Genomic DNA, 26,807 nt, shown 5'->3' with positions numbered 1-26,807 from the left:
CTGTGCAACCCCAAGTCGTGGATCAAGATCCGGTCCCGGAACAACGGGCTCCAGGCTTCGAGATTACGGCACCCGCCCAGGCCCGAGCACATCCCGCTCCTCAACGCACTCAAACGAAGGCGGCCCGGAACCGATGGCTCCGGGCCGCCGCGAACTCCTCATGGCTAGGTGATTTTCACCGGGTTAACGACGTCCGCCACCAGGACGAGAAGGGTAAAGCAAACAAAGATCCCCGCCACCACATAAGCCACCGGCATCAGCTTCGCCACGTCGAAGGGGCCCGGGTCCGGGCGCTTCAGGAGGCGGGCCAGGTTGCGGCGGAGGGACTCCCACAGGGCGCCCGCGATGTGGCCGCCGTCCAGGGGGAGCAGCGGGAGCATGTTGAAGAGGAACAGGGAGAGGTTGAAGCCGGCGACCAGCATGACGAACATCGCCAGTTGCTGGGTGGCCGGGACGTCCAGCGTGAAGATCTCGCCGCCGACGCGGGCCGCGCCGACCACGCCCATCGGGGAGTCGGGGGCGCGTTTGCCGCCGTCGAACGCGGCGTCCCAGAGGCCGGGGATCTTGCCGGGCAGGGCGGCGATGGAGTCGACGGCGTCGCCGACGCGGTCGCCCATCCAGGTCACCGACTGGCCGAAGTCCTGTTTGACGATGCCGGTGGCGGCGCTGAAGCCGAGGAAGCCGGCGCTGACGTACTTGCCCTGGACGATCTGGCCGCTGGAGTCCTTCTTGGCGACCTGGTTGGTGGCGATGGTGGCGTGGAGGGTGACCTCCTTGCCCTTGCGGTCGACGACGATCGCGACGGGCTTGCCGGGGTCGGAGCGGATCAGGTCGGACAGCTTGTTCCAGTCGTCGGTCCGTACGCCGTCGAAGGAGACGATCTTGTCGCCGGGCTTGAGGCCCGCGGCGGCCGCCGGGGAGGCGGGGTCGCCCTTCTTGCAGGTGTCGCGGTTCTCGCTCTGGGCGATCACGCACTGGGAGACGGAGCTGACCGTGGTGGTCTGCTGGGAGATGCCGAAGCCCATCAGGACGGTGAGGAAGAGGGCGACGGCGAGGATCAGGTTCATGAAGGGGCCCGCGAACATCACGATGACGCGCTTCCAGGGGGCGCGGGTGTAGAAGAGGCGGGTCTCGTCGCCGGGGCGCAGTTCCTCGAAGGCGGCGGAGCGGGCGTCCTCGATCATGCCGCGCCAGGGTGAGGTGGATCGTGCGGTGATCTTGCCGTCGTCGCCGGGCGGGAACATGCCGATCATGCGGATGTAGCCGCCGAAGGGGACGGCCTTGACGCCGTACTCGGTCTCGCCCTTCTTGCGTGACCAGATGGTCGGGCCGAAGCCGACCATGTACTGGGGCACGCGGATGCCGAAGAGTTTGGCCGTGGACAGGTGCCCCAGCTCGTGCCACGCGATCGAGATCAGCAGGCCGAACGCGAAGACGACTATGCCGAGGATCATCATCAGGGTCGTCATGCACGCGCCTCCGCGGTCGCCGTGGTCTGCGTCAGTTCCCTCGCCCGGGCCCGTGCCCAGGTCTCCGCTTCGAGGACGTCCGACACGGTGAGTGAGGTTCCCGTACGCGGTGTGCCGTGTTCCTCGACCACCCGCGTGACGGTTTCCATGATCCCGTTGAAGGGGAGCGCGCCGGTGCGGAAGGCCTCGACGCTCTCCTCGTTGGCCGCATTGAACACCGCGGGGGCGGTGCCCGCGAGTTCTCCGACGTGCCGGGCGAGGTTCACCGAGGGGAAGGCGTCGTTGTCGAGGGGGAAGAACTCCCATGTCGACGCCTTGCTCCAGTCGAAGGCGGGTGCCGCGTCCGGGACGCGTTCGGGCCAGCCGAGGCCGATGGCGATGGGCCCGCGCATGTCGGGGGGTGTCGCCTGGGCGATCGTCGATCCGTCCGTGAACTCAATCATCGAGTGGACATACGACTGGGGGTGCACGACCACCTCAATGCGGCTGAAGGGAATGTCGTAGAGGAGGTGGGCCTCGATCACCTCCAGTCCCTTGTTGACGAGGGTCGCGGAGTTGATCGTGATGACGGGGCCCATGGCCCAGGTGGGGTGGGCGAGGGCGTCCTCGACGGTCACCCGGGCGAGGTCGGCCTTGGTACGGCCGCGGAACGGGCCGCCGGACGCGGTGACGACCAGTTTGCGTACGTCGGCCCGGGTGCCGGAGGCCAGCGCCTGGAAGAGGGCGGCGTGTTCGGAGTCGACGGGGATGATCTGGCCGGGCTTGGCGAGGGCCTTGACGAGGGGGCCGCCGACGATGAGCGATTCCTTGTTGGCGAGCGCGAGGGTGCGGCCGGCTTCCAGGGCGGCGAGGGTGGGGGCGAGTCCGATGGAGCCGGTGATGCCGTTGAGCACGGTGTGGCAGTCGGCGGCGGCGAGGTGGGTGGCCGCGTCGGGTCCGGCGAGGATCTCGGGGAGCGGTTCGCCGGGGCCGTACAGGCTGGTGAGTGCCTCGCGCAGCTGGGGTACGACGTCCTCGCGGGCGACCGCGACGGTTCGGACCCGGAGCTGGTGCGCCTGCTCGGCGAGGAGGGCGACGCGGCCGCCGTTGGCGGAGAGGCCGGTGACCCGGAAGCGCTCGGGGTTGCGCCGTACGAGGTCGATGGCCTGGGTGCCGATCGACCCGGTGGAGCCGAGGATCACCACGTCCTTCGGGCCGCTGCCCGCCACGGGGTCGTAGACGAGGTGCGGGTCAGCGAGTGGGGATGGACTGTCGCTCATTCCTCCATTGTGGCCGTAAGGACGGTGTGTGAGGACAGCGCGTCCCCCACGTCCCCCGCACGGGGGGTGAGGGGGACGCGCCTTCGTCCCTTCGGCCACGCTCACCCCCCGAGCGTCTTCGTCCCTTCGGCCGCGTCAGCCGATGGGGCGGTGGACGTTGTCCTTCTCGGAGGGGCCGGGGGCGGCCTCGGCGATCCAGGGGCCTTCGCCGGAGGGGTCGACGATGCCCTGTTCGAGCCATTCGTAGGTGCCGGACATGACGCCCTTGACGAGTTTGCGGTCGACGTCGTCGGTGTTGGTCCACAGCCGGTTGAAGAGTTCCTCGACGCGGATGCGGGCCTGGCGGCAGAAGACGTCGGCGAGCTGGTAGGCCTCGCGGCCGTGGTCGCCCTGGCTGCGCAGGAGTTCGGCGCGGACGCAGGCGGCGCTCATCGCGAACAGTTCGGCGCCGATGTCGACGATCCGGCCGAGGAAGCCCTGTTTGGTCTCCATCTTCCCCTGCCAGCGGGACATGGCGTAGAAGGTGGCGCGGGCGAGCTTGCGGGCGTGCCGTTCGACGTAGCGCAGGTGTACGGAGAGGTCGACCTCCTGCTTGAACTCGCTGTAGGAGGCGGGGAGTTGGCCCGGGCCGGCGACGAGTTTCGGCAGCCACTTGGCGTAGAAGACGCCCGCGCCCATGCCTGCTTTCGCCTTGTCCTGGAGGGACTTGTCGGGGTCGATGAGGTCGCCGGCGACGGACAGGTGGGCGTCGACGGCCTCGCGGGCGATGAGGAGATGCATGATCTCGGTGGAGCCCTCGAAGATGCGGTTGATGCGCAGGTCGCGCAGGACCTGTTCGGCGGGGACGGCGCGTTCGCCGCGGGCCCGGAGGGAGTCCGCCGTCTCGAAGCCGCGGCCGCCGCGGATCTGGACGAGTTCGTCGGCGATGAGCCAGCCCATCTCGGAGGCGTAGAGCTTGGCGAGGGCGCCTTCGATGCGGATGTCGTTGCGGTCCTCGTCGGCCATCTGGGAGGACAGGTCGAGTACGGCCTCCAGGGCGAAGGTGGTGGCCGCGATGAAGGAGATCTTGGCGCCGACGGCTTCGTGCTGGGCGATCGGCTTGCCCCACTGCTCGCGGGCGGCGGACCATTCGCGGGCGATCTTCAGGCACCACTTGCCGGCGGCGACGCAGGAGGCGGGGAGGGAGAGCCGGCCGGTGTTGAGGGTGGTGAGCGCGATCTTCAGGCCGGCGCCCTCGGGGCCGATGCGGTTGGCGGCGGGGACGCGGACCTGGTGGAAGCGGGTGACGCCGTTCTCGATGCCGCGCAGGCCCATGAAGGCGTTGCGGTTCTCGACGGTGATGCCGGGCGAGTTGGTCTCGACGACGAAGGCGGTGATGCCGCCCTTGTGGCCCTCGCTCCTGGGGACGCGGGCCATGACGACGAGGAGGTCGGCGACGACGCCGTTGGTGGTCCAGAGTTTGACGCCGTCGAGGACGTAGTCGTCACCGTCGCGTACCGCGGTGGTGGCGAGGCGGGCGGGGTCGGAGCCGACGTCCGGTTCGGTGAGGAGGAAGGCGCTGATGTCGGTGCGGGCGCACCGGGGCAGGAACTGCTCCTTCTGCTCCTGGGTGCCGAACAACTTGAGCGGCTGCGGTACGCCGATCGACTGATGTGCCGAGAGCAGTACGCCGATGGCCGGGGATGCGGAGCCCGCCAGGGTGAGGGCCTTGTTGTAGTACACCTGGGTGAGGCCGAGGCCGCCGTACTTGGTGTCGATCTTCATGCCGAGGGCGCCGATCTCCTTGAGGCCGTTGATGACCTCGTCGGGGATGCGGCCCTCGCGTTCGATGAGGGCGCCGTCGACCTTGGTCTCGCAGAAGTCGCGGAGCTTGGCGAGGAACTCCTCGCCGCGCTGGGCGGCCTCGGTGGAGGGGGTGGGGTGGGGGTGGACCAGGTCGAGGCGGAAGCGGCCGAGGAACAGTTCCTTGGCGAAGCTGGGCTTGCGCCATTCCTGTTCCCGGGCCGCCTCGGCCACCTGGCGGGCCTCACGTTCGGAAACGGTGGGCTTGGCGGGACTGGCGGACATGCGGCTCACCTCGTCGCGAAGGGGGATCTTGGGCGTATTGGTTACCGACGGGTGCTACCCGATCGTATGTACCCGATACCGGGCGACCCCACCACCCTTCGCGCAGCCGTTGGGCCGAAGGGGTGTCTAAGCTGACATCCCACGTTTGTCGTCTTTGGGCGAGGAAGTCCGTCGAAGCGCTTCGACAGACTATGGACACCCAGGGGCGGCAGAGCTAGTGTCGGACCACCCTCACACCCACCCCTGTCGGTCACGCGCACTGTCGAAGCGCTTCACACGCTTGGAGAGCTGGATGGTCACCCTCGCCGAGGTCGCCCAGCACGCCGGAGTCTCGGCGAGCACGGTGAGCTATGTCCTCAGCGGCAAGCGGTCCATCTCCGCGACCACCCGGCAGCGGGTCGAGCAGAGCATCCGCGAGCTCGGCTACCACCCGAACGCGGGCGCCCGGGCGCTCGCCAGCAGCAGGTCGAACATCATCGCGCTGATGGTCCCGCTGCGCACCGACATGTATGTGCCGGTGATGATGGAGATCGCCATCGCGGTGGCCACGACGGCCCGCACCCATGGGTACGACGTGCTGCTGCTGACCGGCGAGGAGGGCCCGGACGCCGTCCGCCGGGTCACCGGCAGCGGGCTGGCGGACGCGATGATCCTGATGGACGTCGAACTCGACGACGAGCGGCTGCCGTTGCTGCGCGGCACCGACCAGCCGTCGGTGCTGATCGGGCTGCCCGCCGAGACGACCGGTCTGACCTGCGTCGACCTGGACTTCCGGGCGACCGGCGCGCTGTGTGTGGAGCATCTGGCGATGCTCGGTCACCGTGACATCGCTGTCATAGGCGAGGCCCCGGCGGTCTACGAGCGGCACACCGGTTTCGCGGAGCGCACGCTGGACGGACTCCGCTCGCGCGCCCGGGAGTTGGGGGTACGACTGCTGCACCGGCCGTGCGAGGGCGGGTACGACGCGATGGCCGTGACGCTCGCCCGCATCCTGGACGAGCGCCCGGGCACCACCGGGTTCGTCGTGCAGAACGAGTCGGCGGTGGAGCCCCTGCTCGCCCTGCTGCGTCAGCAGGGCCGCGCCGTCCCCGAGGACGTGTCCGTGGTGGCGGTCTGTCCGGAACAGGTCGCCGTCCAGGCCTCGGTGCGGCTGACGTCCGTGGCCATCCCCGCGCAGGAGATGGGCCGGTACGCCGTGGAGCACCTGGTCGCCAAGCTCGACGGCCGGGGCACGGACGAAGTGGTGCTGATCGCACCCGAGTTGACGGTCCGGGCGAGTACGGGCCCGGCACCTTCCGGCCGTACTCCCTGACCCCGCTTCCGGGTGCCCGCCGGGCATCCGCACGAACTTCCGGGAGCACCCTTCGTGAACCAGCCCGCCGATCAGCGGCATCAGGTCAGCCTCGCGCAGTCGTCGCCCACCGTCGGCACCTTCCGTGAGCGGGACGGCGCGCTGGAGTGGAGCGGCCGTCAGGAGACCCTGCGCGTCGAGCCGTGGGGTCCGGACGCGGTGCGGGTGCGTGCCCGGCTCGGCGGGCCGGTCCTCGAGGGGCTGCCGGGCGCGCTTCTCGACGCGGCGCCGGTCACCGAGAGCAGTGTCAGGATCGGTGACGGGGAAGGGCGGTTGACCGTCGGCGCGCTGACCGTCGAGGTGAGCGCCGAGGGGCTGCTCCGTTTCCTGCGCACCGAGGACGGCAGTGAGGTGCTGGCCGAGGAGCGCGCCCATTTCTGGTGGCCGGGGTCGCGGCTGTACACGGCCGTGGGCAACGGCCACCACCGTCTCGAGCAGCGCTTCGCCGCCTACGACGACGAGCGGCTGTACGGGCTCGGCCAGCACCAGCACGGCCGCTTCGACCAGAAGGGGCTGGTCCTGGACCTGGTGCAGCGCAACGCCGAGGTCGGCATCCCGGTGCTGTCCTCCAGCCGCGGCTACACCTTCCTGTGGAACAACCCGGCGATCGGCCGGGTGGAGCTGGCCGGGAACGGCACCCGGTGGGTGGCCGACTCGGCCCGGCAGATCGACTACTGGATCACCGCGGGGAGTCCGGCCGACGGTCAGCGCCGCTACAGCGCGGTGACGGGCCGGACGCCGATGCTGCCGGAGTGGGCGGCGGGCTTCTGGCAGTGCAAGCTGCGCTACCGGACGCAGGACGAACTCCTATGGGTGGCGCGGGAGTACAGGCGTCGGGGGCTGCCGATCTCCGCGATCGTGTGCGACTTCTTCCACTGGACCCACCTCGGCGACTGGCGGTTCGACCCGGCCGAGTGGCCGGACCCGGCGGCGATGGTCCGTGAACTGGAGGAGCTGGGCATCAAGTTGGTGGTCAGCGTGTGGCCGTCGGTGTCGCCGCTCAGCGAGAACCATCCGGTGATGGAGCAGCGCGGCTACTTCATCGGCACGCAGTACGGGCCGATGGCGCACGCCGACTGGCCGGACAAGGGCGTCGCGTCGACGGTCCAGGTGGCCTTCTACGACGCGACGAATCCTCAGGCGCGGGAGTTGGTGTGGTCGAGGGTGCGGGACAACTACCTGCGCCCGTACGGCATCACGGCGTTCTGGCTGGACGCCTGTGAGCCCGAGCTGAAGCCGGGTTTCCAGGAGAACCTTCGGTACTGGGCGGGTCCGGGGCTGGAGGTCGGCAACATCTATCCGGCCGAGAACTCCCGGACGTTCCATGAGGGTCTGCGGGCCGAGGGCGAGGAGGTCCTCACCCTCAACCGCTCGGCGTGGGCGGGCAGTCAGCGCTACGGCGCGGCCCTGTGGTCCGGGGACATCGGCACGGACTTCCCCACGCTGCGGCGGCAGATCGCGGCGGGGCTGAACACCGCGCTGTCCGGCATCCCCTGGTGGAACACGGACATCGGCGGCTTCCACGGCGGCGACCCCGACGACCCGGCGTACCGCGAGGTCATGGTGCGCTGGTTCCAGTTCGGAGCGTTGTCCCCGCTGATGCGGCTGCACGGCTTCCGTGACCCGGCGATGCCGCTCGGCCCGGAGATGACCGGCGGTCCGAACGAGGTCTGGTCGTACGGGGAGGAGGCGGGCGCGATCCTGGAGCGGTATCTGCGTCTGCGTGAGCGTCTGAGGCCGTACGTGCTGGAGGTCATGCGGGAGGCGCACGAGGAGGGGCTGCCGGTGATGCGGCCGCTGTTCCTGGAGTTCCCGGAGGATCCGGCGGCCTGGTCGGTCGACGACGCCTATCTTTTCGGACGGGACCTGCTGGTGGCCCCTGTGCTGGAGGCGGGCGCGACCGCCCGCGGCGCGTATCTGCCGGCGGGGTCGACGTGGACGGACGCGTGGACGGGTGAGGCGTACGAGGGCGGTTCGTCGGTGACGGTCGACGCGCCGCTGGACCGTATCCCGCTGTTCCTGCGGGACGGGGCGCGGCTTCCGATCGCTGCGGAGGCGTCGCCGCGCCCCTGAGACCGGCGTGGCCGGATCCCCGCGGGTCAGTTACGGCAGACGGAGGCCAGGGACCGTACCAGTGCCCCCGTGTGCAGGAGGTCCGCGTGCTTTTCGTAGGAGACCTCGGTGACCGCCACCGCGATTTCGGGACGGCAGAGTGCCCTGCCGCGCTGCGGGGTGGAGTCGGCGACTGCCTGGACCAGGTCGGTGTTGATGCGGTTGATGGTCTGGCGGACGACGTTCAGGTCCGGTTTCGTGGTCGGCGCCTGGTCGGGGTGGGCCGTCCAACGGGCGTAGAGGGCCCGCTGGACGATCTTGTTGGCCTCGATCTGGTCGCGGAAGACGCGGCGGATCTCGTCGGGGTCGGCGCCGATCCGCTGGGCCTGCGCGGCAGCCGTGTCCAGGACCTGCTGCTCCCGGGCCGGGTCGTCGATGGGGCTGTCGGTGCCCCACTTCGCGGCGGCCACCAGGTCGGCGGTGGCGACGCGTTCGGCGGCCAGGGAGACCACGGGAAGCAGCGGTGAGGACGTGGGGGCCGCCGTCGCGGTGCTCGGCAGGGCGAGCAGCGCGGCGGCGGCGATCGCTGTGGTGCTCAGGGGGGTGGTGATGCGCATGTGCTCATCAAACCCCAGCCCGCCCACCTTCGGGTCAACTGCTGCTGACGCTCTCGCTGTTGACGGTGAAGTTCAGGCCACCGGAGGACGACGTGATCTCGAAGCCGAACTGCAGATCCCCGATGGTGACGTTGCCGAACCAGCCCTTGGTGTCCTTGATCCACTTCAGGATGGGCAGGACGTTGACGGTGCCGGAGGTCGAGTTCGAGGTGCGGACGAAGGAGAAGACGTCGTTGGAGCCGTTGTTGCCCTTGTAGACGGTCCAGGTGTGGCCGCCGAGCGTGACGGTGCCCTGCGAGGTGCCGAGCGGACCCACCGCGCCGGTCTTGTTGACCCAGAGCATGATCTCGTACTTGTAGCCGGTGTCCCAGATGTCGTACGACGTGTTGTAGGCGCCGGACGACGGGACCGAGACGTTGTAGCTGCTGGTGAGCGAGGCGAGCGAGGTGATCGACTTGTTGATCACCTTCTTGGCGTTGGGGTAGGACTTGATGCCGCCGGTGTTGGGGTGGTTGGCGTTGACGCCCCAGTTCGTGCCGGAGTTGGCCCAGATGCACTGGCTGCCGGCGCCGGAGCCCCAGATGTTGTTGTAGAGCGTGTAGCCGTTCAGCGTGGTGTTGCCCCACTGGTCGCAGGAGCTCCAGACGGCGGCGGAGGCGGGGGCGGACGCGAGGCCGACGGTGGCGCCGAGGGCCATCGCCGGGGCCAGCACGGCCATGGTGACCTTGCGCAGGGTGCTGTGTGCCATGGTGTCCCTTCCATGGGTGGGGGGAGATTGCGGGGAGTTACCACGCCCCCAGGGTGAGGACGTGGTCTTCTCCGGCGACGAGGTCGAGCGGTCGCGCGCCGGAGGAAGTCCGGAGTTCGACGCGGTGGGTCCGGGTGGGGCGGATCACCGCGGTCGCTTCCTCGGGGTTCCAGGTGAGGTCGAGGTCGGCTCCGAACCGGGTCCGGTAACCGAGGAGTTGGCCCGTCGGACAGGCGGCCGGGAGGGCGGGCAGCAGGACCAGACGGTCCGGGGTGGACTGGACGAGCATCTCCAGGAGCACGGCGGGCAGGGTGTGCGCGGCGTCGGCGTTGTAGACGTCCCGGTTCGGGTAGTGCGCGCTCATCAGCGAGGTGTGGAAGAAGTCGCCGCCCAGGACCTGCCCGAGGGCGTGGGCGACCCGTTCCCCGTCGCGCAGGCGGGCGGCGATCAGGGCGTGGTGCAGATGGCCGTGCGCGGAGTCGTTCTCGGCGCCGCGCAGTTCGAGGGCGCGGTGAGCGGCCGCCGCGAGGTCCGGGGTGTCGTAGGGGTTGATCTCGTCGAGCGGCCAGACGCCGTAGAGGTGGCTGAGATGGCGGTGGTCGTAGGAGTCGTCGAGGCCGGGCCAGGCCCATTCGGCGAGGGCGCCGTCCGTGTTGATCCGGTGCGGGGGCAGCCGCTCGGCGAGGGCACGCCACCGGTCGGCCTCCGGGGTGCCGGGGTGGTAGTCGGCGGCGGTGAGCAGGGCGTGCCGGGCGGCCGAGAGGTCCATCGCCGCGTTGATGGCGCCCCAACTCCCGTTCGCGGGACGGTTCTCGGGCGAGTAGGAGGGGACCACGACGAGATGGCCGTCCTTGTCGAAGCGGTCGAGGAAGTCCTCGTAGAAGAGAGCCACCTGGCCGAGGGCGTGGGCGGTGTGCGGGTCGCGGGAGCCCTCGGTCTCGTCGTGGTCGACGAGCGGCTTGAGCAGCCAGTCGGCGCCGGCCGTCCACAGATGCAGCGGGTACTCACGGCTGAAGTGGTACGACAGCCCCGACTCGCCGTCGGTGTGGGCGGGGGCGACCACGCCCCGGGCGCCGAAGACCGTACGGGCGTTGACCGCCCAGTCGGTGAGCTGACGGTGAATCAGTGAGGCGTGGGCCCGCGTCACTTCGGGCAGCGCGGCGCACGCCGCGGACGCGGTCTGGAGGTTGAGGTTGGCGTCGTTGGTGAAGGCGCCGGACCAGCCGGTGTTCCAGTCGCCGGTCCACAGCCCGGTCAGACGGGGTGGGTTGAGGCCGCTCGCGGAGAGCAGGTGGTAGCGGCCGGCGGCGAAGAGACGCTCCAGCAGGGCAGGGCTGTCGGGGAGGGACAGCAACTCCGACCCCGGCAGCGCGCGTTCGGCGGGATCGGCGCCGAGGTCGAGGGTCACGCGCTCGTAGGCGGTGCGGTGCAGGACGGTGTGACGGTCCAGGAGGACGGTGTACGGGTCCGCGGCGTCCGGCAGCGTGTCGCGCAGGGCGCGGGCGTGCGGGGTGGTGTCCAGCTCACCGGTGTGCCGCAGGACCCGGGTCAGCAGCAGCACCGACCCGGCGCCGGTGATCCGGACCCCGGGCGGCGCGAGCGCCGTGCGGCCGCCCTCGGCCACGACGAGGGTGAGCCCGGTGTACGCCGTCTCGCTGCCGGGGTAGCGGACGCGCAGCGTGAGCAGGACACCCTCGGGGGTGAGCACGGCACCGTCCCCGACGGCGAGACCGTGGGGCGCGCCGGGGAGGCGGTGGTCCAGGGCGATGTCGAGGTCGCCGCCGCTTGTGTACTGGACGATCACGTCGTCGGCCCGCGACACGAACACCTGGCTGCGCCGGGCACCGCACTCCGTCTCGACGACGCCGGTCGTGAAGTCGACCGAGCGGCGGTAGGGGTGCGGCTCCTCGCCGGGTGCCCTGCTCAGCCGTACCTGGAAGGCGGGATGGAAGGGCTGCACCCACTGCAGGTCCCGGCCGTCGGTGAAGGCCTCGGCGGCGCGCAGGTCGCCCGCGAGCAACCGGTCCTTCAGCAGCGGGAGTTGCGCGGCGAGCCGGGGCGGGCGGGCCTTCTCCCCGCCGTTCGGGCGGAGAAGGGTGTGATGGGTGACGACGGTCCGCTCGTCGTCCAGATCGCCGAACACAAGGGCGCCGTGGTGGCCGTTGCCGCTGAGGAAGCCGTCCTCCCAGCGTTCTGCGGGGCGGGGTTCCCAGGTACCGTGCGTGATGGTCATGGGCGCAACACCACCACGCCGTACCGGTCGAGTGTGACCTCGCCCGCGACTTTCACCCCGGTGAGCAGGTCCTGATGGCTGCCCGGCACCTGCACGGCGACCGGTTCCCGCCCGTGGTTGAGCAGGAAGAGCAGGTCCCCGCGGCGGACCGCCTCGACCTGGTCCGGCAGACCGTCGAGGACGGGACGGACGCCCGCCCCGGCCGCGATCCCGGCGAGCAGGACACGCAGCGCGTGCGGCTCGGGGAGCGTGGAGACGTACCAGGCACGACCGTTGCGCAGCACGGCGGGCAGGCCGTCGAGTTCCCCGCCCTTGTACACGGCCTCCACCGAGGCGTCCTCGACGGGATCGATCTCCTCCGACCACAGGATCCCGCGGAACCGGTCGGTCTCGACCGTCTCGTCCTCGTCCAGCGGCCACCACTCGTGCAGCGTGCGAATGCCGAGCAGTGCGCGCAGCCGGGCGTCCATGCCGCCGGTGCGCACCCGGTCGTCCTGGTCGGCGACGCCGGTCAGGAAGCCGCAGACGAGGGTTCCGCCGCCGCGGACGTAGGAGAGGAGGTTGTCGATCGCCGTGTCCGTGAGGGCGTACGACTGCGGGACGACGACCAGCTTGTACCCGGTGAGGTCGTGTTCGGGGCGGGCGAAGTCGGTGGCGAGGTGGGCCTGCCAGAGCGCCCGGTGCCAGGCGGTGAGAAGCTGCGGGTGGTCGACCTTGGTGGAGAGCCGGCCCTCGTGGGAGGCGGCCCACCAGGAGTGCCAGTCGTGAAGAATCGCGATGTCGCCGTCGGTGTGCCTGCCCGCCACCTGGTCACCGATTCGCGTGAGTTCGGCACCGAGCCGCTTGATCTCCTGGAAGGTGCGCCCCTCCTCCCCCGCGTGAGGGACCATCCCGGAGTGGAACTTCTCCGCGCCCTGCCGTGACTGCCGCCACTGGAAGTAGCAGACGGCGTCGGCGCCGCGGGCGACGGCCTGGAGGGACCAGAGCCGGTTGAGTCCGCGCGGCTTGGGGTGGTTGACGCCCCGCCAGTTCACCGGCCCGGCCGCCTGCTCCATCAGCATCCAGGGACCCCGGGCCTGCGAGCGGGTCATGTCCTGTACGAGGGCGCCGTGCTGGGCGCCGAACGGGTCACGCGGGTCGGGATACAGGTCGACCGAGACGACGTCCTCCTCCTCGGCCCACCGCCAGGCGTCCTGTCCGGCCCACAGCGGCATGAAGTTGGTGGTGACCGGGATGTGGGCCGGGGAGTGCCGGCGGACGATGTCCCGCTCGGCGACGTAGCACTCCAGGAGCATGTCGGAGGTGAACCGCTTGAAGTCCAGCACCTGCCCGGGGTTCTTCAGATAGTGGGCGTGGCGCGGCGGCAGCACCTCCTCCCACGACCCGTATCCCTGGCTCCAGAAGGCCGTACCCCAGGCGGAGTTGAGGGCGTCGAGCGTGCCGTACCCCGTCCGCAGCCAGTCGCGGAAGCGGGCGGCGGACTCGTCGCCCCAGTCGTAGGTGCAGTACTCGTTGTTGATGTGCCACATGGTGAGGGCGGGGTGGCCGCCGTAGCGGGCGGCGAGGTCCTCGGTGATGGCGGCGGCGTAGCGGCGGTAGACGGCGCTGGAGTGTGAGAAGTGCTGCCGTCCGCCCCACCACTCGACACGGCCGTCCTCGTCATGGGGCAGGGTCTCGGAGTGGAGGTGCCCCAGCCAGGGCGGGGGCGAGGAGGTCGGGGTGGCGAGGACGACACCGATGCCATTGTCGTGCAGGAGGTCCATCAAACGGTCCAGCCAGCCGAAGTCCCGCTCCCCCGGCCGGGGTTCGAGCTTCGACCAGGAGAAGACGCCGAGGGTGACGGAGTTGACGCCGGCGTCCCTCATCAGCCGGACGTCCTCGTGCCAGGTCTCCTCGGGCCACTGCTCCGGGTTGTAGTCGCCGCCGAAGAGGATGCGGCCACGGGTGGCGTCACCGAGCCCCGGCATCAGACGGGCTCCCCGTACTGGATCCCCCGCCCGTTGGTGGCGAGGTAGACCCGCCCGTGGATGCGGGGGTCACCGACGATGACGTCTCCGATGTACCCCCACTGATGCCGGTCGTCGTTGATCCGCACCCAGGTCCTGGCGCCGTCGTCGGAGCGGTGGACGGCGGTGCTGCTCTCGGTCGAACCCACCTGGTAGACCGCCGGGTAGTCCGCCCCGTCGGCGGCCTTGCCGAAGCCGAGCGTGTACGAGGCCCGGCAGCTGTCGACCTTCGAGAAGCCGGCCCCGCCGTCGACGGACCGGAAAAGCCCGTTCCCCTTGGCGCTCAGCCACAGGTCACCGGAGCGCCCGGGCGCCGCGACCACCTTGAACTGACTGTCGCCGGAGGGCAGCCCGGTCGCACGCGCGGTGAAGGAACGGCCACTGTCAGTGCTGGCGAGTAGCGTTCCTGTATCGGTGTCGTACGCGTAGAAGAGCGTCGGGTCGGCCGGGTCGGCGACCGGCGTGGCGCCCTTCGGGAAGGAGGAGATCTCGGTCCAGGTCGTGCCGTTGTCCGCCGAGCGGTGGGCGGGGTACTTCGTGCCGTCCCAGTGCACGAAGGACCACAGCAGCACACTGCCGTCGGCGTTGGTGGCGATCGGTCCCGGTGCGTCGTGCGCGATGGAGGGCCGGCCCGCGAAGGGTGCCCAGGTCCGTCCGCCGTCGTTCGAGTACGCGCCGTTGCCGTTGTCGCCCCAGCCGGTGCGCACCACGTACGCCGGCCTGCCCGCGGCCTGCGCGAGTCCCGTCGCCGACCCGAACACGGGGTTCGTCGCCATGCCGCGGGAGGGCGAGGCGGTGAGCCGCTCGTGGTACAGCACGCCGATGTCCCCGGACCCGCTGATCAGATGCGCCTCCCCGACCGGGGGCGAGATCAGCTGGCGCACGGACGTCTCCTCCAGGCCCCGGATCCGCGGGGCCCAGTGGACGAGGTCCCGTGTGCCGTAGAGCGTCGCGCCGGTGCCGTACACGACGTGCCGGGAGTCGTACGGGTCGACGGCGACGGACTGGATCCACCAGCCGAACTTCGGCTGATCGGCGCCGAACCTGAGAAAGGGGGTTTCCGAGACGTCGAGGACCGCCGTGTCCTTGAGGGACGTCCAGCTGCGGCCGCCGTCGGTGGTCCGGTACAGGGTGTCCACGGCCGCCCACCGGTTGTTGGTGGAGACGACGACGGTCCCGGGACGACGGGCGTCGACGGCGACACCGCCGTACCCGAAGGTGTCGGCGGACCCGTCGCCGGCGGTCCCGCCGGGCTTCACGGGGGTGACGTCGGTCCACTTTCCGCTGGAGGTGGCGAGCTTGTGCACACTGCCGTTCGCCTGCCCGTTGGGCCCGGGCGCGTCGGCGTACGTCACGTACAACTCACGGGCGTGGCAGTCGTACGCGGCCCGGATCGGCACCTTGGCGGACGCACCGGAGGGTTGCCCGGTCACGGCTTCCCACCTGCTGCCGTCGGCGGTCCGGAAGAGGTTCGGGGAGGAGCCGTCTCCGTCTCCCCACCCGGCGTAGACGCAGCGCCCGACGGCGAGGAGCAGGGTCACGCCCTGCCCGCCTGCACTCGGGATGCCCGGGAAGGCGGCGACGGCCGCCCAGGTCGCGCCACGGTCAGTGGACTTCAGGAGCCCGTCGTGCCGCGTCCCCAGCCACAGCACGTCACTGTCCCGGGGATCGACGAGCAACCGCTCCCCCGCCCCCCGGCCGTCCTCGTTGGCACCGAGCTTCACGGTCAGGTCGCTACGGCTCCAGGTCACACCCCTGTCCTCGGACCGCAGGACGGCACCGTTGCCTGCCCAGGACTGCGTGTAGGTGCCGAGGGCGAGATAAAGCCGGTCCGGGTGAACGGGATCGACGGCGATCGCCTCGACGCCCAGCAGATTCCAGTCGTCCCACCCGATGTGATCGATGAGGGGAATCCAGCGTGCGGCGCGATCGTCCCAGCGGTAGGCCCCGCCGATGTCGGTACGGGCGTAGGCGAGACCGCGGACCGACGGATGGAACAACACACCGGTGACGAACCCGGTCCCGCCGATGACGGCGTTGCGCCAGCGATAGGAGGGGGCAGTGGCGTCGGCTCCGGCAGCTTGCGCACGGCCGCAGAGGAGCGGTACTGCGGCAGCGGCAGCGGTACCGGCGAGAACGGCACGACGACTCAGGTAGGACATGCTCATGACACACCTCGCTCTTCGAACAGGGGTGGGGGACCTACCTCAGGGGCGCAGGGCCGTATCGATGTGCGGCTCCGCCGCATGGGCGCAACCAGCGGTCACCCCTTCACCGCTCCGGTCAACATGCCCTTCTTGAAATGCCGCTGCACGAACGGCGACAACACGGCCACCGGCAGCAGCGCCATCACCATGACCGCCATCTGGATGGCGAGCCCGGACAGCTGGCCGGTCCTGATGGCCTGCCCCAGCCCGACCGGCTGCTGCTGCCTCTGCACCAGCTGGATCATGACGTTCTGCAACGGCATCTTGTCCTGGTCGTTCAGGTAGAGCGAGGCGTTGAACCAGGCACTCCAGTACCCGACGGCGTAGAACAGCGTGATCACCGCGAGGACGGCCCGTGACAGCGGCATCACGATCGTCCACAGGATCCGGAAGTCCCCGGCTCCGTCGATGCGCGCGCTGTCGATGAGTTCCTGCGAGATCCCCATGAAGAACCCGCGCAGGACCAGGATGTTGAAGACGCTCACCGCGCTCGGCAGGATCAGCGCGAGGTAGGAGTCCGTCAGGCCGACGGACTGCACCAGCAGATAGGTGGGGATGAGGCCGGCGCTGAAGAACATGGTCGCCAGCAGTGTCATGAGAATCCCGCGGTGGGCGAGCGAGCCGCTGCGGGACAGGCCGTAGGCGCACAGCACGGACACCGCCATGGAGAACAGCGTGCCGACCAGGGTGACGAGAACGCTGACCGTCGTGGCCCGGGTGACCTGACCGCCGCTGAGCAGTTCCTTGTAGGCGATGAAGGTGATCCCCTGGGGCACGATCACCAGGCCGCCCGCCTCGTCGATGGTCTTGCGCGAGGAGAGGCTGGTGACGACCACGATCCACAGCGGGAAGAGGACCGCCAGGCAGGCGAACGACAGGACCAGCCCCTTGCCCGCGAGGCCGGCCCTCGAGGGCTCCTCCTCCCACGCCGGGCGCTCGGCTGCGGCCCACCGGATCGGCTTGGTCGCCGGTTCTTCGATGACGGTGGTCACTTCTTGTACACCCCCTGCTCGCCCATGAGATGGGCCACCTTGTTCGCGGTGAGGACCAGGCCGATGCTGACCACTCCCTTGATCAGACCGGCGGCGGCCGCGTAGCCGAAGTCCTGGTTGCGTACGCCGTTCCACCACACGAACGTGTCGAGGACCTCACCCGCGTCCGGTCCGACGGCATCGCGTTGGAGCAGGATCTGTTCGAACCCGACGGTCAGGGCGTCGCCGACGCGCAGCACGAGAAGCAGGGCGACCACCGGGCGCAGGGCGGGGAGCGTGACGTGCCACATCCGGCGCCAGCGGCCGGCACCGTCCATCGCGGCGGCTTCGTACAGGTCCGGGGGAACCGAGGCGAGCGCGGCGAGGAAGACGATGATCCCCCATCCGGCGTCCTTCCAGACGCTCTGCGCGGTGACCAGGAGGGGGAAGGTGTTCGGGTCGGTCATGATGTCGAAGCCGTTGTAGCCGTGCTGCCGCAGCAGTTGGGAGAGCATGCCCGCGCCGCCGAACATCTGCTGGAAGACGGCGATGACCAGGACCCAGGAGAAGAAGTGCGGCAGATAGAGGACGGCCTGTGCCACGGCCCGTACCCGGGGCCGGACGAGGCTGTTGATGAGCAGCGCGAGCAGGATCGGGATGGGGAAGAACAGCACGAGCTGGACGAGGAACAGCACCAGCGTGTTCTCGACGGCGCTCCAGAACGCGGAGTCCCCGAAGACCTGCTGGAAGTTCTCCAGTCCCACGAAGGGGCTGTGCAGGATGGAGACGATGCCGTTGTCGCTGACGTAGGGGTCGTAGTCCTGGAAGGCGACGATGTTGCCGAGGATCGGCAGGTAGTTGAAGACCAGGAGCAGCACGACGGCCGGCAGCGTCATGAGGAGCAGGACGCGGTCGCGCCGGAACCTGACGCGCAGGCTCAGTTTTCCCGGACGTCGCTTCTCCCTGGAGCCGGTGGCGTCATCGGACGCCACCGGGGTCTTCTCGAGCATGCTGGCCTCGGCACCGCTCCGAGGCACCGTGCTGTGGGACACGGCGGTTCTCCTTGCCTCGGGGGCTGATCAGCTCGCGGCCGAGCCGTTCTCGTCGAGCAGCTTCTTGTACCAGTCGCGCAGTTTGTCGCCACCCTTCGACTTCCAGTCGGCGATGGCCTGCTGCATGTCGCTGATCTTCTTGTGGCCGCGGACGATGTCGTCCTCGAGCTGCTCGAAGTTGTCGGCGAGGTTGGTGTAACGGTTCGGCTCGGCGACCTGCAGTCCCCAGAAGGACGACTTGCTGGTGAAGGAGCCCATCCGCTGCTGCCACTCCACCATGCCCTTGGTGTAGTCCGGGAGGTCGGGGTGCGCGATGGTGGCGGCCGGACTGGCGACCATGACGAAGGCGTTGACGACCTCGTTGTTGCCCTTGTCGTTCTTGACGGGCACGCCGTTCTTGAGCGTGTAGTGGGTGCCCTCGACGCCGTAGTTGGTCATCATCCACTCCTTGGTGCCGTACGGCGCCGCGGTGACGTTGGCGACCGCCAGGACGTCGTGGATGACGGACTCGGAGGCCTTCTTGTTGACGAAGGCGAAGATGCCTGCCGGGTTCGCGGCCCACAGCTTCGGGGTGCTGCCGTCGTGGCCCCAGAGGTCCATGCCCCAGACCTTGAAGTCGGGGTTCTGGGTGATCTGGGAGGCCTGTCGGCCGTACCAGTTGGAGATGTCGTCGTTCCAGATCAGGAACTCGGCGGCGGCGAACAGGGGGGCGGGGTCGCCGATCTGGCTCTTGCCCAGCCGGAACTGGGGGTGGACGTAACCGGCGGCCATCAGCTTGCGCGCCCACTCCAGCGCTTCGAGGTACTCCGGGGTCTCGATGCGGTTGATCATCTTGCCGTCGACCACGGTCCAGCCGAGCGACTTCTCCCCGCCGCTGATCACCCCGAAGGTGTTGAACGCGGTCCACTTCATGTCACCGCAGGCCCACCGCTTGGACTTGGGCCTGGTGATCTCCTTGCACAGGGCCGTGAACTCGTCGGCTGACTTCGGGACTTCGTAGCCCTCCTTGTCGAAGATGTCCTGGCGGTAGAGGGGCACGATGTTCTGGACGAACGGGGCGGGCATCGGCAGGCCCAGCAGCTTGCCGCCGAAGATGGACCGCTGCCAGGCGTCGCTGGGGATCGCCGCGAGGTTCGCGTACTCCTTGACCTTGTCCCCGGACAGGTAGGGACCGAGGTCGGCGAACTTGCCCGTGATGGCGCTGGGTATCCGGCCGGTCATGTTCCAGCCGGGAATCACGACCACGTCCGGGATGTCGCTGGAGGCGAGGACCGCGCCGAGTTTCTGGTCGTAGGTGTTGCCGTCCTGGTTCCGCCACTGGACGTCGACGCCGATCTGGTCGTTCATCGCCCTGTAGTAGGGGTTGCCCTGCTTCGGCGGGGAGCCCCAGAACGGCGACATGACGGTGACCTTGCCGCCCTTGCCGAGCTTCTTCGGGACCGAGGTCTTGAGGTCGGCGATCGCGAGCTCTCGGGTGAAGCCCATCGCCGAGCCGTTCTTGGCCGGGATGTCGGGTGTCACCACGTTGCTGGCCACGTAGGCCGGAAGCAGTTTCCTCGCGTCCTTGCCCGAGGTGGTCCCACCGCGCGAGCCGCTGTCCGACCCTCCGCACGCGGCCAGCAGCGGCATCCCGCCGGCGACCGCCGCGGTGGCGACCGCAGTCGAGGCGAGGAAGCTTCTCCGGCTCGGCCCGGAGGGGTAAGCGGCGTTCGGCGTCATTGCGTCAACCCTTCGTGGCACACCAGGACACCCGGCGGTGGCCGTCGGCTGCGGTGTCTTGAGTGGAACTGGCTGAGCGGAAGCGGTCCTTCGACGCAGTGCGAGGGCATTCGATTAGTCGAAGCGCTTCGATGTCGGTGTGAGGTTAGGTGAACGCCTGGGGGTGCACAAGGGTCGATTCCAAGATTCCTACGCTCCCTCATACTCGGCCGGTTCGCGTATGCCGCACGAAGTAAACGTGCCCCTCTCTTGACACCCGCCCATCCGTCGAATGAGCATCGAAGCGCTTCGAAAGCGCTCCGTCGCTCCATCACAAGGGGACCTCCACGTGACCGAACAGACGCCGCCCACGCCGCCGTTCCGCGATCCGCAGCTGCCGTTCGCGAAGCGCATCGACGACCTGGTGGAGCGGTTGACGCTCGCTGAGAAGATCTCCTTCCTGCACCAGTTCGCGCCCGCCGTGGAGCGGCTCGGCATCGCCGCGTTCCGCACGGGCCAGGAGGCCCTGCACGGCGTCGCCTGGATGGGTCCGGCGACGGTCTTCCCGCAGGCCGTCGGCCTCGGCGCCACCTGGAACACGGACCTGGTGCGCCGCGTCGGCGAGGCGGTCTCGAAGGAGACCCGCGCGATGCGCGCCCGGGACGACCGCGTGGGCCTCAACGTCTGGTCCCCGACGGTGAATCTGCTGCGGCATCCGCTGTGGGGCCGCAACGAGGAGGGCTACTCGGAGGATCCGAGACTGACCTCGGCCATCGCGACGGCGTACACCCGGGGTCTGCGCGCCGACCACCCGACGTACTGGCGCACGGCGCCGGTCCTCAAGCACTGGCTCGCCCACAACAACGAGACGGACCGCGCCACTTCGTCCTCCTCGGTGCGTCCGCGCGTCCTGCACGAGTACGACCTGCGCGCCTTCCGCGAGACGGTCGAGGCGGGCGCGGTCGCCGGGGTGATGCCCGCGTACAACCTGGTCAACGGCCGCCCCAACCACGTCTCCCCCTCTCTGCGCGAGCACCTGCGCACCTGGACGGAGGAGGAGCTGCTGGTCTGCTCGGACGCGGGGGCGCCCTCCAACCTCGTCGACTCCGAGCATTACTACGACAGCCACGAGGAGGCGACGGCGGCCGCGCTGCACGCGGGTGTGGACAGCTTCACCGATCACGGGACGGACCCCTCTAAGATCACCGCCCGGGTCCGAGGGGCCCTGGACCGGGGCCTGTTGACGGAGGCCGACATCGACACGGCCGTCCGCCGCCAGCTCTCGGTACGTTTCCGTCTCGGCGAGTTCGACCCGCTCCACGACCCGCACACGGGCGCCCACGACTTCGACACCCCGGCGCACCGCGCGCTCGCCCAGGAGGCGGCCGAGCAGGCGATCGTGCTGCTGAAGAACGACGGTCTGCTGCCCCTCGCCGCCGACACCCGCGTGGCCGTGGTGGGCCTGCTGGCCGACGAGTGCAAACTCGACTGGTACAGCGGCACGTTGATCCACCGCTCCACCCCGCTGGAGGGTCTGTACGAGCGCTTCGGCGCGGACCGCGTGGAGTTCGCGGAGGGCGTCGACCACGTCCGCCTCAGGACGTCGGCCGGCGCGTTCGTGGAGGTCCCCTCGGCCGGCGCGGACGACGAAGTGCCCGGTGCGGAGGGGGCGTTGGACCCGGCCCTGCTGGCCGGCCGCACCGATCTGCCGCCGCTGACCACCGGTCCGGCCGGCACCGAACTCGCCCTCGTGGACTGGGGGGACGGCGTCCTCACGCTCCGGGCCCCCGACGGCCGTTACCTCTCGGTCGCCGACGACGGCCGCGTCCGCGCCTCCGCAAACCAGCCCGGCGGCTGGGTCGTCCAGGAGACCTTCCGCCTGGAACCCCACGAGAACGGTCACCTCCTCAGGCACCTCGGCACAGGTCGCCATGTCACTGTCGCCACCGACGGAGTGAAGGTTGCCGAGGGGAATCCGGAAATCTTCGAGCTGGTCTTCGCCGAGCGCGGCGAGGAGGCCGTGCGCAGGGTCGCCGAGCAGGCGGACGTGGTCGTGGTCGTCGCCGGCAACGACCCGCACATCAACGGGCGCGAGACCGAGGACCGTACGACGCTGCGGCTGCCCGGCCACCAGGAGCGCCTGCTGCGCGCGACCCGCGCCGCCAACCCGCGCACGGTGCTGGCGCTGGTCTCCGCCTATCCGTACAGCGTGCGGACCACCTCGCTCCCGGCGGTGCTGTGGACCGCGCACGGCGGCCAGGCGGCCGGCACCGCGCTCGCCCGAGTGCTGGCCGGAGACGTCTCCCCGGCCGGCCGGCTCCCGCAGACCTGGTACGAGAGCGACGCCGATCTGCCCGGACTGCTCGACTACGACGTGATCGGCGGCCGGCAGACCTATCTGTACTTCGAGGGCACGCCCCTGTTCCCGTTCGGACACGGCCTGTCCTACGCCGCCTTCTCCTACGGCGACCTGACGACCGGGGTGGAGGGCGACGCGCTGCGCGTCTCCTTCACGGTCACCAACACCGGCGATGTGACGGCCGACGAGGTCGCCCAGCTCTACACCCGGGCCGTGGAACCTACGGTGCCGCGTCCGCGGCGCGAGCTGCTCGCGCACCGCCGGGTCACGCTCGCGCCGGGCGAGCGGGCGGAGCTGGACTTCGAAGTCCCGCTGTCCGCCTTCGAGTTCTGGGACGTGGCGCGGGGCGGGTGGCGGCTGGAGCCGGGCCCGTACGACATCCTGGCGGGCGCCTCCAGCGAGGACGTCCGGCTGCGCACGACGGTGATCCTGGACGGTGCGCCCGGCGCCCCGCGGCCGGTGCTCCGACGCGGGCTGGAGGCGGCCGACTTCGACGAGCAGAGCGGGGCCGTCATCGTCGACCGGACGAAGGTGGCGGGTGACGCGGTGACGTCGGAGGCCGACCGTGTCGCCGAACTGCTCTACCGGGACTGCGACTTGGGGGACGGCGTCAGCGAGGTGCGGGTGACGGTGGCGGGCGAGGGAGCCGTCGAGGTGTCCCTGGACGGGGGCGCGGTGCTGGCCGTGCTCAGCCCGAGGACGCCCACCCCGGGGCCGTACGACTACACCACCCTGCGCGCCGGCATCGTCGCCGAGGGCGTGCACGACGTGCATCTCAGGCTGCGCGGCCCGCTGCGGCTCGCGCATGTCGGCTTCTCCGGTTGAGGGGCCGGGGAAGGCCGGCGTGAGGAAGGGGCCCGGCACCGGAAGGCATCGGTGCCGGGTCCCTTCGGGGAGCCTATATGAAAATGGTTCCCATTAATCAGGAGGGTCGACTCAGAGGGCGAGCCCGGTCAGCACGAGGACGCGCTCGTAGGTGTAGTCGTCCATCGCGAACTTCACGCCCTCGCGGCCCACGCCGGACTGCTTGGCGCCGCCGTACGGCATCTGGTCGGCCCGGTAGGAGGGGACGTCGCCGATGACGACGCCGCCGACCTCGAGGGCGCGGTGGGCGCGGAAGGCGGCCTGCAGGTCGTGGGTGAACACCCCTGCCTGGAGGCCGTACTTGGAGGAGTTGACGGCCGCGAAGGCCGTGTCCTCGCCGTCCGCCTGCTGCACGGTCAGGACGGGACCGAAGACCTCCTCGCAGGAGATGGTCACATCGGCCGGAACGTCGGTGAGGACGGTCGGCGCGTAGGAGGCGCCGTCACGGTCGCCGCCGGTGAGCAGGGTCGCGCCCGCCTCCACGGCCTCCTTCACCCACGACTCGACGCGCTTGGCCGCGTCCTCGCTGACCAGCGGGCCGACGTCCGTCTTGTCGTCGCTCGGGTCGCCGGTGACCTGGGCCTCGACGGCGGCGACGATGCGCGGCAGCAGACGGTCGTAGACGGAGGCGTCGGCGATGACCCGCTGCACGGAGATGCAGGACTGGCCGCCCTGGTAGTTGGAGAAGGTGGCGATGCGGGTGGCGGCCCAGTCGAGGTCGGCGTCGCTCGCGTAGTCGGCGAGGACGACGGCCGCGCCGTTGCCGCCGAGCTCCAGCGTGAGGTGCTTGCGCGGCACCGAGTCCATGATCGCGTAGCCGACCTTGTCGGAGCCCGTGAAGGAGATGACCGGCAGCCGCTCGTCCTGGACCAGGGCGGGCATCTTGTCGTTGGCGACCGGCAGGATGCTCCAGGACCCGGCCGGGAGCTCGGTCTCGGCGAGGAGGTCACCGATGATCAGGCCGGAGAGCGGGGTGGCCGGGGCGGGCTTCAGAATGATCGGCGCGCCGGCGGCGATCGCCGGGGCGATCTTGTGGGCGCAGAGGTTGAGCGGGAAGTTGAACGGCGCGATGCCGAGGACGACGCCCTTGGGGAAGCGGCGGGTCAGCGCGAGCCGGCCCTGGCCGCCGAGGTCGGTGTCGAGGCGCTGGGCCTCGCCGCTGTTGAAGCGCCGGGCCTCCTCGGCGGCGAACCGGAACACGGACACGGCACGGCCGACCTCGCCGCGCGCCCACTTGATGGGCTTGCCGTTCTCGGCGGAGATCAGCCGGGCGATCTCCTCGGTGCGCTCCACGAGACGGCGGCTGACGTGGTCCAGGGCGGCGGCACGGACGTGGGCGGGGGTGGCGGCGAACTCGTCGCGCACGGCGTACGCCGCGGCGACGGCCTCCTCGACCTGGGCGTCCGTCGGCACACTCACCCGGCCGACCACGTGGCCGTCCCACGGGGAGGTGACGTCGACGGTGTCCTCGCCGGTGACCTGGCGGCCGGCGAGCCAGAAGGCGGTGGTGGAAGTCATTGCGGGATCCCGGCCCTTCCGTTGGGGTGTACAGGGGGTTCGCGTCCACGGTAGGCCGCGTCGGGCGGGGGTGCGTTTGTCCGGCGTGTAGTGGTCGACCGGCCAGGTGCGCCTCTTTGGCGAGTCCGCGGAGCCCGGGCGGGGGCGCGTCCGGCGGGCAACGGCCGACCAGCCGCGTGCGCCTCATGGGCCGGCCCACGGACCTCATCGAAGCACCGGGCTCAAGTGCCTCCGACAGGCAACGGTCCACCACCCGCGCACACCTCACCGGCCAGTCCCCGCACCTCCTCGACCATGCCAAACAACGGGGCGCCCGGCAGGCAACGGTCGACCAGCCGCGCACGCCTAGTCACCCATCTCCTCGAAGCGCCGGACACGAGTGCCTTCGGCAGGCGGCGGTCGACCACCCCGCGCACGCCTCATCGGCCAGTCGGCCGATCTCCTCGACCGTGCCGAGCGAGGAGGCATCCGGCAGGCAACGGTCGACCAGCCGCGCACGCCTCATGGGCCAGTCCGCAGATCTCATCGAAGCGCCGCGCACGCCTCATCGCCCAGGCCGCCGATCTCCTCGACCGCGCCAGGCACGAGTGCCGCCGGCGGGGAGCTGTCGATCAGCTGCGTGCCCTTGTCTCCGGCTTCCTACTCCGCCGACGTCGCCTTCAGCGCCAGCCACAGCTCCATCCGTACGTCCGGGTCGTCCAGGGAGCGGCCGAGGATCTCCTCGACGCGCCGCATCCGGTAGCGCAGGGTGTGCCGGTGGACGCCCAGGTCGGCCGCCGCCGCGTCCCACTGGCCGTGCCGTGACAGCCAGGCCCGCAGCGAGGCCACCAGGTCGCCCCGGCCGGTCGCGTCGTGCTCGTACAGCGGGCGCAGCAGGCCGTCCGCGAAGGCCTTCACCGCGTCGTCGGCCAGCAGCGGCACCACGGAACCGGAGGCCAGCTGCTCATGGGCCACGTACACCCGCCCCCGCCGCCGGGCGACCGACAGCGCCTGTTCGGCCTGCTTGTAGGCCGCCGCCACGGCGATCGGGCCGACCGGCGCCGACACGCCGACGACCAGTTCGTCCTCGTCGCCGCCCAACTGCTCCCGGGCCGCCCCCGTCCGCGCGGCCTCCAGGCCCGCCGCGAAGTCCGCGCAGGCCGCCAGAACCGCGCCCTCGTCGGCCGCGAGCGCCATCAGCCGCTCCCCGTCGGGTACGACCAGCAGGGCCTCCCCCGCCCGCGCGGCGGCGGACTCCGCGGCCTCGGCGAGCGCGGCCAGCGGATCGGCGCCGACGGCGTCGGTCCCGGTTCTGACCGTCTCCAGGTGCGCGTGGGAGTCGACGCTCATCCGGACGGCCGGGGCCGACTCGGCGACGATCATCCGGAACGGGGCGTCCAGGAGCCCTCCGTACAGGTCCCCGGCCACGGCTCGCGCGTGGTCCGGCTCCCCGGCGAGCAGCATCCGCAGTACCGCCACCCCGATCCGCTGCTCGGCGGCGCGCAGCGAACGGGACCGCTCGGTGGTGAGCGTCAGCAGGGCGATCGCCGAATGGACCGCGTACCGCTCGGCCGTGCCGAGTGCCGACGCCGTCCCCACCGCCAGCGCGGCCCGCGGCCGGCGTCCCGTGCCGAGCGAGTGCAGCTCGACCCGGTCCTCGTTGTCCGGGCCGCCGACCACCGAGGACGCCGGGGCCGGCCGTTCCCGCAGCCGTTCCACGTCCGCCGTGAGCCGCGCGGCCCGCCGCCCCGCCCACTCCGGCGCGGTCGCGACGACGGCACCGGAGGCGTCGTACAGCGCGGCCCAGCCGTCGACCTGTCCGGCGAGCGCGGCGAGCAGTCCCTCCGGGCCTTCGGCGAGCGCCTGCCTGGTCAGTTCCCGCTGGGCGGCGAAGCCGGCCGTGACCGCCCGGTACTGGTCGGCCGCGATCGCGGCCGACACGGCCTTGCTGATGGCGAGAAACGGCGTGCGGCGCGGCACCTCCAGCAGCGGCAGCCCTTCTTGTTCCGCCGCGTCGATGAGCGCCTTCGGGATCTCCTCGTAGTTGACCCCGACCGCGAAGCCGAGTCCGACGACCCCGGCACCCACCAGCCGCTTCACATACCGCCGCATCGCCTCCGGGTCCTCCGCGTCCAGCTTCAGCGCGGTGATCAGCAGCAGCTCGCCGCCCTCCATGTACGGCACGGGATCGGCGAGCTCGCTGACGTGCGCCCAGCGGACGGGCACGTCCAGCCGGTCCTCGCCCGCGCGCACGGTCAGCTTGAGCGCGGAGTGGTGGACGAGCGAGGCGAGGGTCGGGGGCATGGGGCCTTCAGGTCTGTGTGGGCAGCGTGATCCCTGTGATCACTTGGCCGCCG

General features: G+C 70.5%; 16 protein-coding genes. 3 read left to right on the top strand and 13 right to left on the bottom strand.

All coding sequences use genetic code 11. The features are described from left to right. Positions 1–164 precede the first annotated feature (164 nt). The 3 genes from ABZ453_RS11725 to ABZ453_RS11715 form a co-directional block, all read right to left on the bottom strand. Positions 165–1,457: a site-2 protease family protein gene (locus ABZ453_RS11725; protein ID WP_359014078.1), complete on the bottom strand. Its 1,293-nt coding sequence runs from the start codon at positions 1,455–1,457 to the stop codon at positions 165–167. Between the two features lie 8 nt (positions 1,458–1,465). Beyond that, positions 1,466–2,728, bottom strand: coding sequence for a 1-deoxy-D-xylulose-5-phosphate reductoisomerase (gene dxr / locus ABZ453_RS11720; RefSeq protein ID WP_359014014.1), 1,263 nt, complete (start codon positions 2,726–2,728; stop codon positions 1,466–1,468). 135 nt (positions 2,729–2,863) lie between these two features. Then, a complete protein-coding gene (locus tag ABZ453_RS11715; RefSeq protein ID WP_359014012.1) occupies positions 2,864–4,795 on the bottom strand; it encodes an acyl-CoA dehydrogenase family protein in 1,932 nt (643 codons plus the stop codon). Between the two features lie 292 nt (positions 4,796–5,087). Between ABZ453_RS11715 and ABZ453_RS11710 the strand changes: the two genes are divergently transcribed. Both ABZ453_RS11710 and ABZ453_RS11705 read left to right on the top strand, forming a co-directional pair. Further along, complete coding sequence (locus tag ABZ453_RS11710) at positions 5,088–6,107, top strand: LacI family DNA-binding transcriptional regulator (protein ID WP_359014010.1); 1,020 nt, start codon at positions 5,088–5,090, stop codon at positions 6,105–6,107. 54 nt (positions 6,108–6,161) lie between these two features. Continuing rightward, entirely contained in the window at positions 6,162–8,219 is a 2,058-nt protein-coding gene (locus ABZ453_RS11705; protein WP_359014008.1) for a TIM-barrel domain-containing protein, read from the top strand. 26 nt (positions 8,220–8,245) lie between these two features. Here ABZ453_RS11705 and ABZ453_RS11700 read toward each other — a convergent pair whose 3' ends face one another. From ABZ453_RS11700 to ABZ453_RS11665, 8 genes are all read right to left on the bottom strand, one after another. Beyond that, a complete protein-coding gene (locus ABZ453_RS11700) occupies positions 8,246–8,815 on the bottom strand; it encodes a chorismate mutase (protein WP_359014005.1) in 570 nt (189 codons plus the stop codon). A gap of 34 nt (positions 8,816–8,849) precedes the next feature. After that, a complete protein-coding gene (locus ABZ453_RS11695; protein WP_240867065.1) occupies positions 8,850–9,563 on the bottom strand; it encodes a hypothetical protein in 714 nt (237 codons plus the stop codon). Between the two features lie 37 nt (positions 9,564–9,600). Beyond that, a complete protein-coding gene (locus tag ABZ453_RS11690) occupies positions 9,601–11,796 on the bottom strand; it encodes a glycoside hydrolase N-terminal domain-containing protein (RefSeq protein ID WP_359014003.1) in 2,196 nt (731 codons plus the stop codon). After that, positions 11,793–13,763, bottom strand: coding sequence for a beta-galactosidase (locus ABZ453_RS11685; protein WP_359014001.1), 1,971 nt, complete (start codon positions 13,761–13,763; stop codon positions 11,793–11,795). Before ABZ453_RS11685 ends, ABZ453_RS11690 begins: the two co-directional genes overlap by 4 nt. After that, entirely contained in the window at positions 13,763–15,970 is a 2,208-nt protein-coding gene (locus ABZ453_RS11680) for a sialidase family protein (RefSeq protein ID WP_359013999.1), read from the bottom strand. The genes ABZ453_RS11685 and ABZ453_RS11680 overlap by 1 nt, the downstream gene beginning before the upstream one ends. A 95-nt stretch (positions 15,971–16,065) precedes the next feature. After that, positions 16,066–17,001 carry a carbohydrate ABC transporter permease gene (locus tag ABZ453_RS11675; protein ID WP_359013997.1) on the bottom strand — a complete coding sequence of 312 codons (936 nt, stop codon included), beginning with the start codon at positions 16,999–17,001 and terminating at the stop codon, positions 16,066–16,068. Continuing rightward, positions 16,998–18,032: an ABC transporter permease subunit gene (locus ABZ453_RS11670; protein WP_359013995.1), complete on the bottom strand. Its 1,035-nt coding sequence runs from the start codon at positions 18,030–18,032 to the stop codon at positions 16,998–17,000. Before ABZ453_RS11670 ends, ABZ453_RS11675 begins: the two co-directional genes overlap by 4 nt. Positions 18,033–18,059: 27 nt before the next feature. After that, positions 18,060–19,751: an extracellular solute-binding protein gene (locus ABZ453_RS11665; RefSeq protein ID WP_359013993.1), complete on the bottom strand. Its 1,692-nt coding sequence runs from the start codon at positions 19,749–19,751 to the stop codon at positions 18,060–18,062. Positions 19,752–20,079: 328 nt separating this feature from the next. On the opposite strand from ABZ453_RS11665, the gene ABZ453_RS11660 reads away from it, so the two are divergent. Further along, a complete protein-coding gene (locus ABZ453_RS11660; protein WP_359013991.1) occupies positions 20,080–22,914 on the top strand; it encodes a glycoside hydrolase family 3 C-terminal domain-containing protein in 2,835 nt (944 codons plus the stop codon). A gap of 111 nt (positions 22,915–23,025) precedes the next feature. On the opposite strand, the gene ABZ453_RS11655 is transcribed toward ABZ453_RS11660, so the two are convergent. Together ABZ453_RS11655 and ABZ453_RS11650 are read right to left on the bottom strand one after the other, a co-directional pair. After that, the gene (locus tag ABZ453_RS11655) at positions 23,026–24,471 is read right to left on the bottom strand and encodes an aldehyde dehydrogenase family protein (RefSeq protein WP_359013989.1); all 1,446 of its coding nucleotides are present in this window, start codon (positions 24,469–24,471) and stop codon (positions 23,026–23,028) included. Between the two features lie 639 nt (positions 24,472–25,110). After that, a complete protein-coding gene (locus tag ABZ453_RS11650; RefSeq protein ID WP_359013987.1) occupies positions 25,111–26,754 on the bottom strand; it encodes a PucR family transcriptional regulator in 1,644 nt (547 codons plus the stop codon). Positions 26,755–26,807: the final 53 nt, after the last annotated feature.

The sequence above is a fragment of the Streptomyces sp. NPDC005799 genome, assembly GCF_040630525.1.
In the GTDB taxonomy this organism is placed as follows: domain Bacteria; phylum Actinomycetota; class Actinomycetes; order Streptomycetales; family Streptomycetaceae; genus Streptomyces; species Streptomyces griseorubiginosus_B.
This window is presented reverse-complemented; position numbering and strand designations above follow the sequence as displayed.

Coding starts and splice junctions, on each gene's coding strand:
- ABZ453_RS11650 (WP_359013987.1), bottom strand. CDS start 26,754: ATGCCCCCGACCCTCGCCTCGCTCGTCCACCACTCCGCGCTCAAGCTG.
- ABZ453_RS11685 (WP_359014001.1), bottom strand. CDS start 13,763: ATGCCGGGGCTCGGTGACGCCACCCGTGGCCGCATCCTCTTCGGCGGC.
- ABZ453_RS11655 (WP_359013989.1), bottom strand. CDS start 24,471: ATGACTTCCACCACCGCCTTCTGGCTCGCCGGCCGCCAGGTCACCGGC.
- ABZ453_RS11680 (WP_359013999.1), bottom strand. CDS start 15,970: ATGAGCATGTCCTACCTGAGTCGTCGTGCCGTTCTCGCCGGTACCGCT.
- ABZ453_RS11710 (WP_359014010.1), top strand. CDS start 5,088: ATGGTCACCCTCGCCGAGGTCGCCCAGCACGCCGGAGTCTCGGCGAGC.
- ABZ453_RS11715 (WP_359014012.1), bottom strand. CDS start 4,795: ATGTCCGCCAGTCCCGCCAAGCCCACCGTTTCCGAACGTGAGGCCCGC.
- ABZ453_RS11695 (WP_240867065.1), bottom strand. CDS start 9,563: ATGGCACACAGCACCCTGCGCAAGGTCACCATGGCCGTGCTGGCCCCG.
- ABZ453_RS11690 (WP_359014003.1), bottom strand. CDS start 11,796: ATGACCATCACGCACGGTACCTGGGAACCCCGCCCCGCAGAACGCTGG.
- ABZ453_RS11725 (WP_359014078.1), bottom strand. CDS start 1,457: ATGATGATCCTCGGCATAGTCGTCTTCGCGTTCGGCCTGCTGATCTCG.
- dxr (WP_359014014.1), bottom strand. CDS start 2,728: ATGAGCGACAGTCCATCCCCACTCGCTGACCCGCACCTCGTCTACGAC.
- ABZ453_RS11700 (WP_359014005.1), bottom strand. CDS start 8,815: ATGCGCATCACCACCCCCCTGAGCACCACAGCGATCGCCGCCGCCGCG.
- ABZ453_RS11665 (WP_359013993.1), bottom strand. CDS start 19,751: ATGACGCCGAACGCCGCTTACCCCTCCGGGCCGAGCCGGAGAAGCTTC.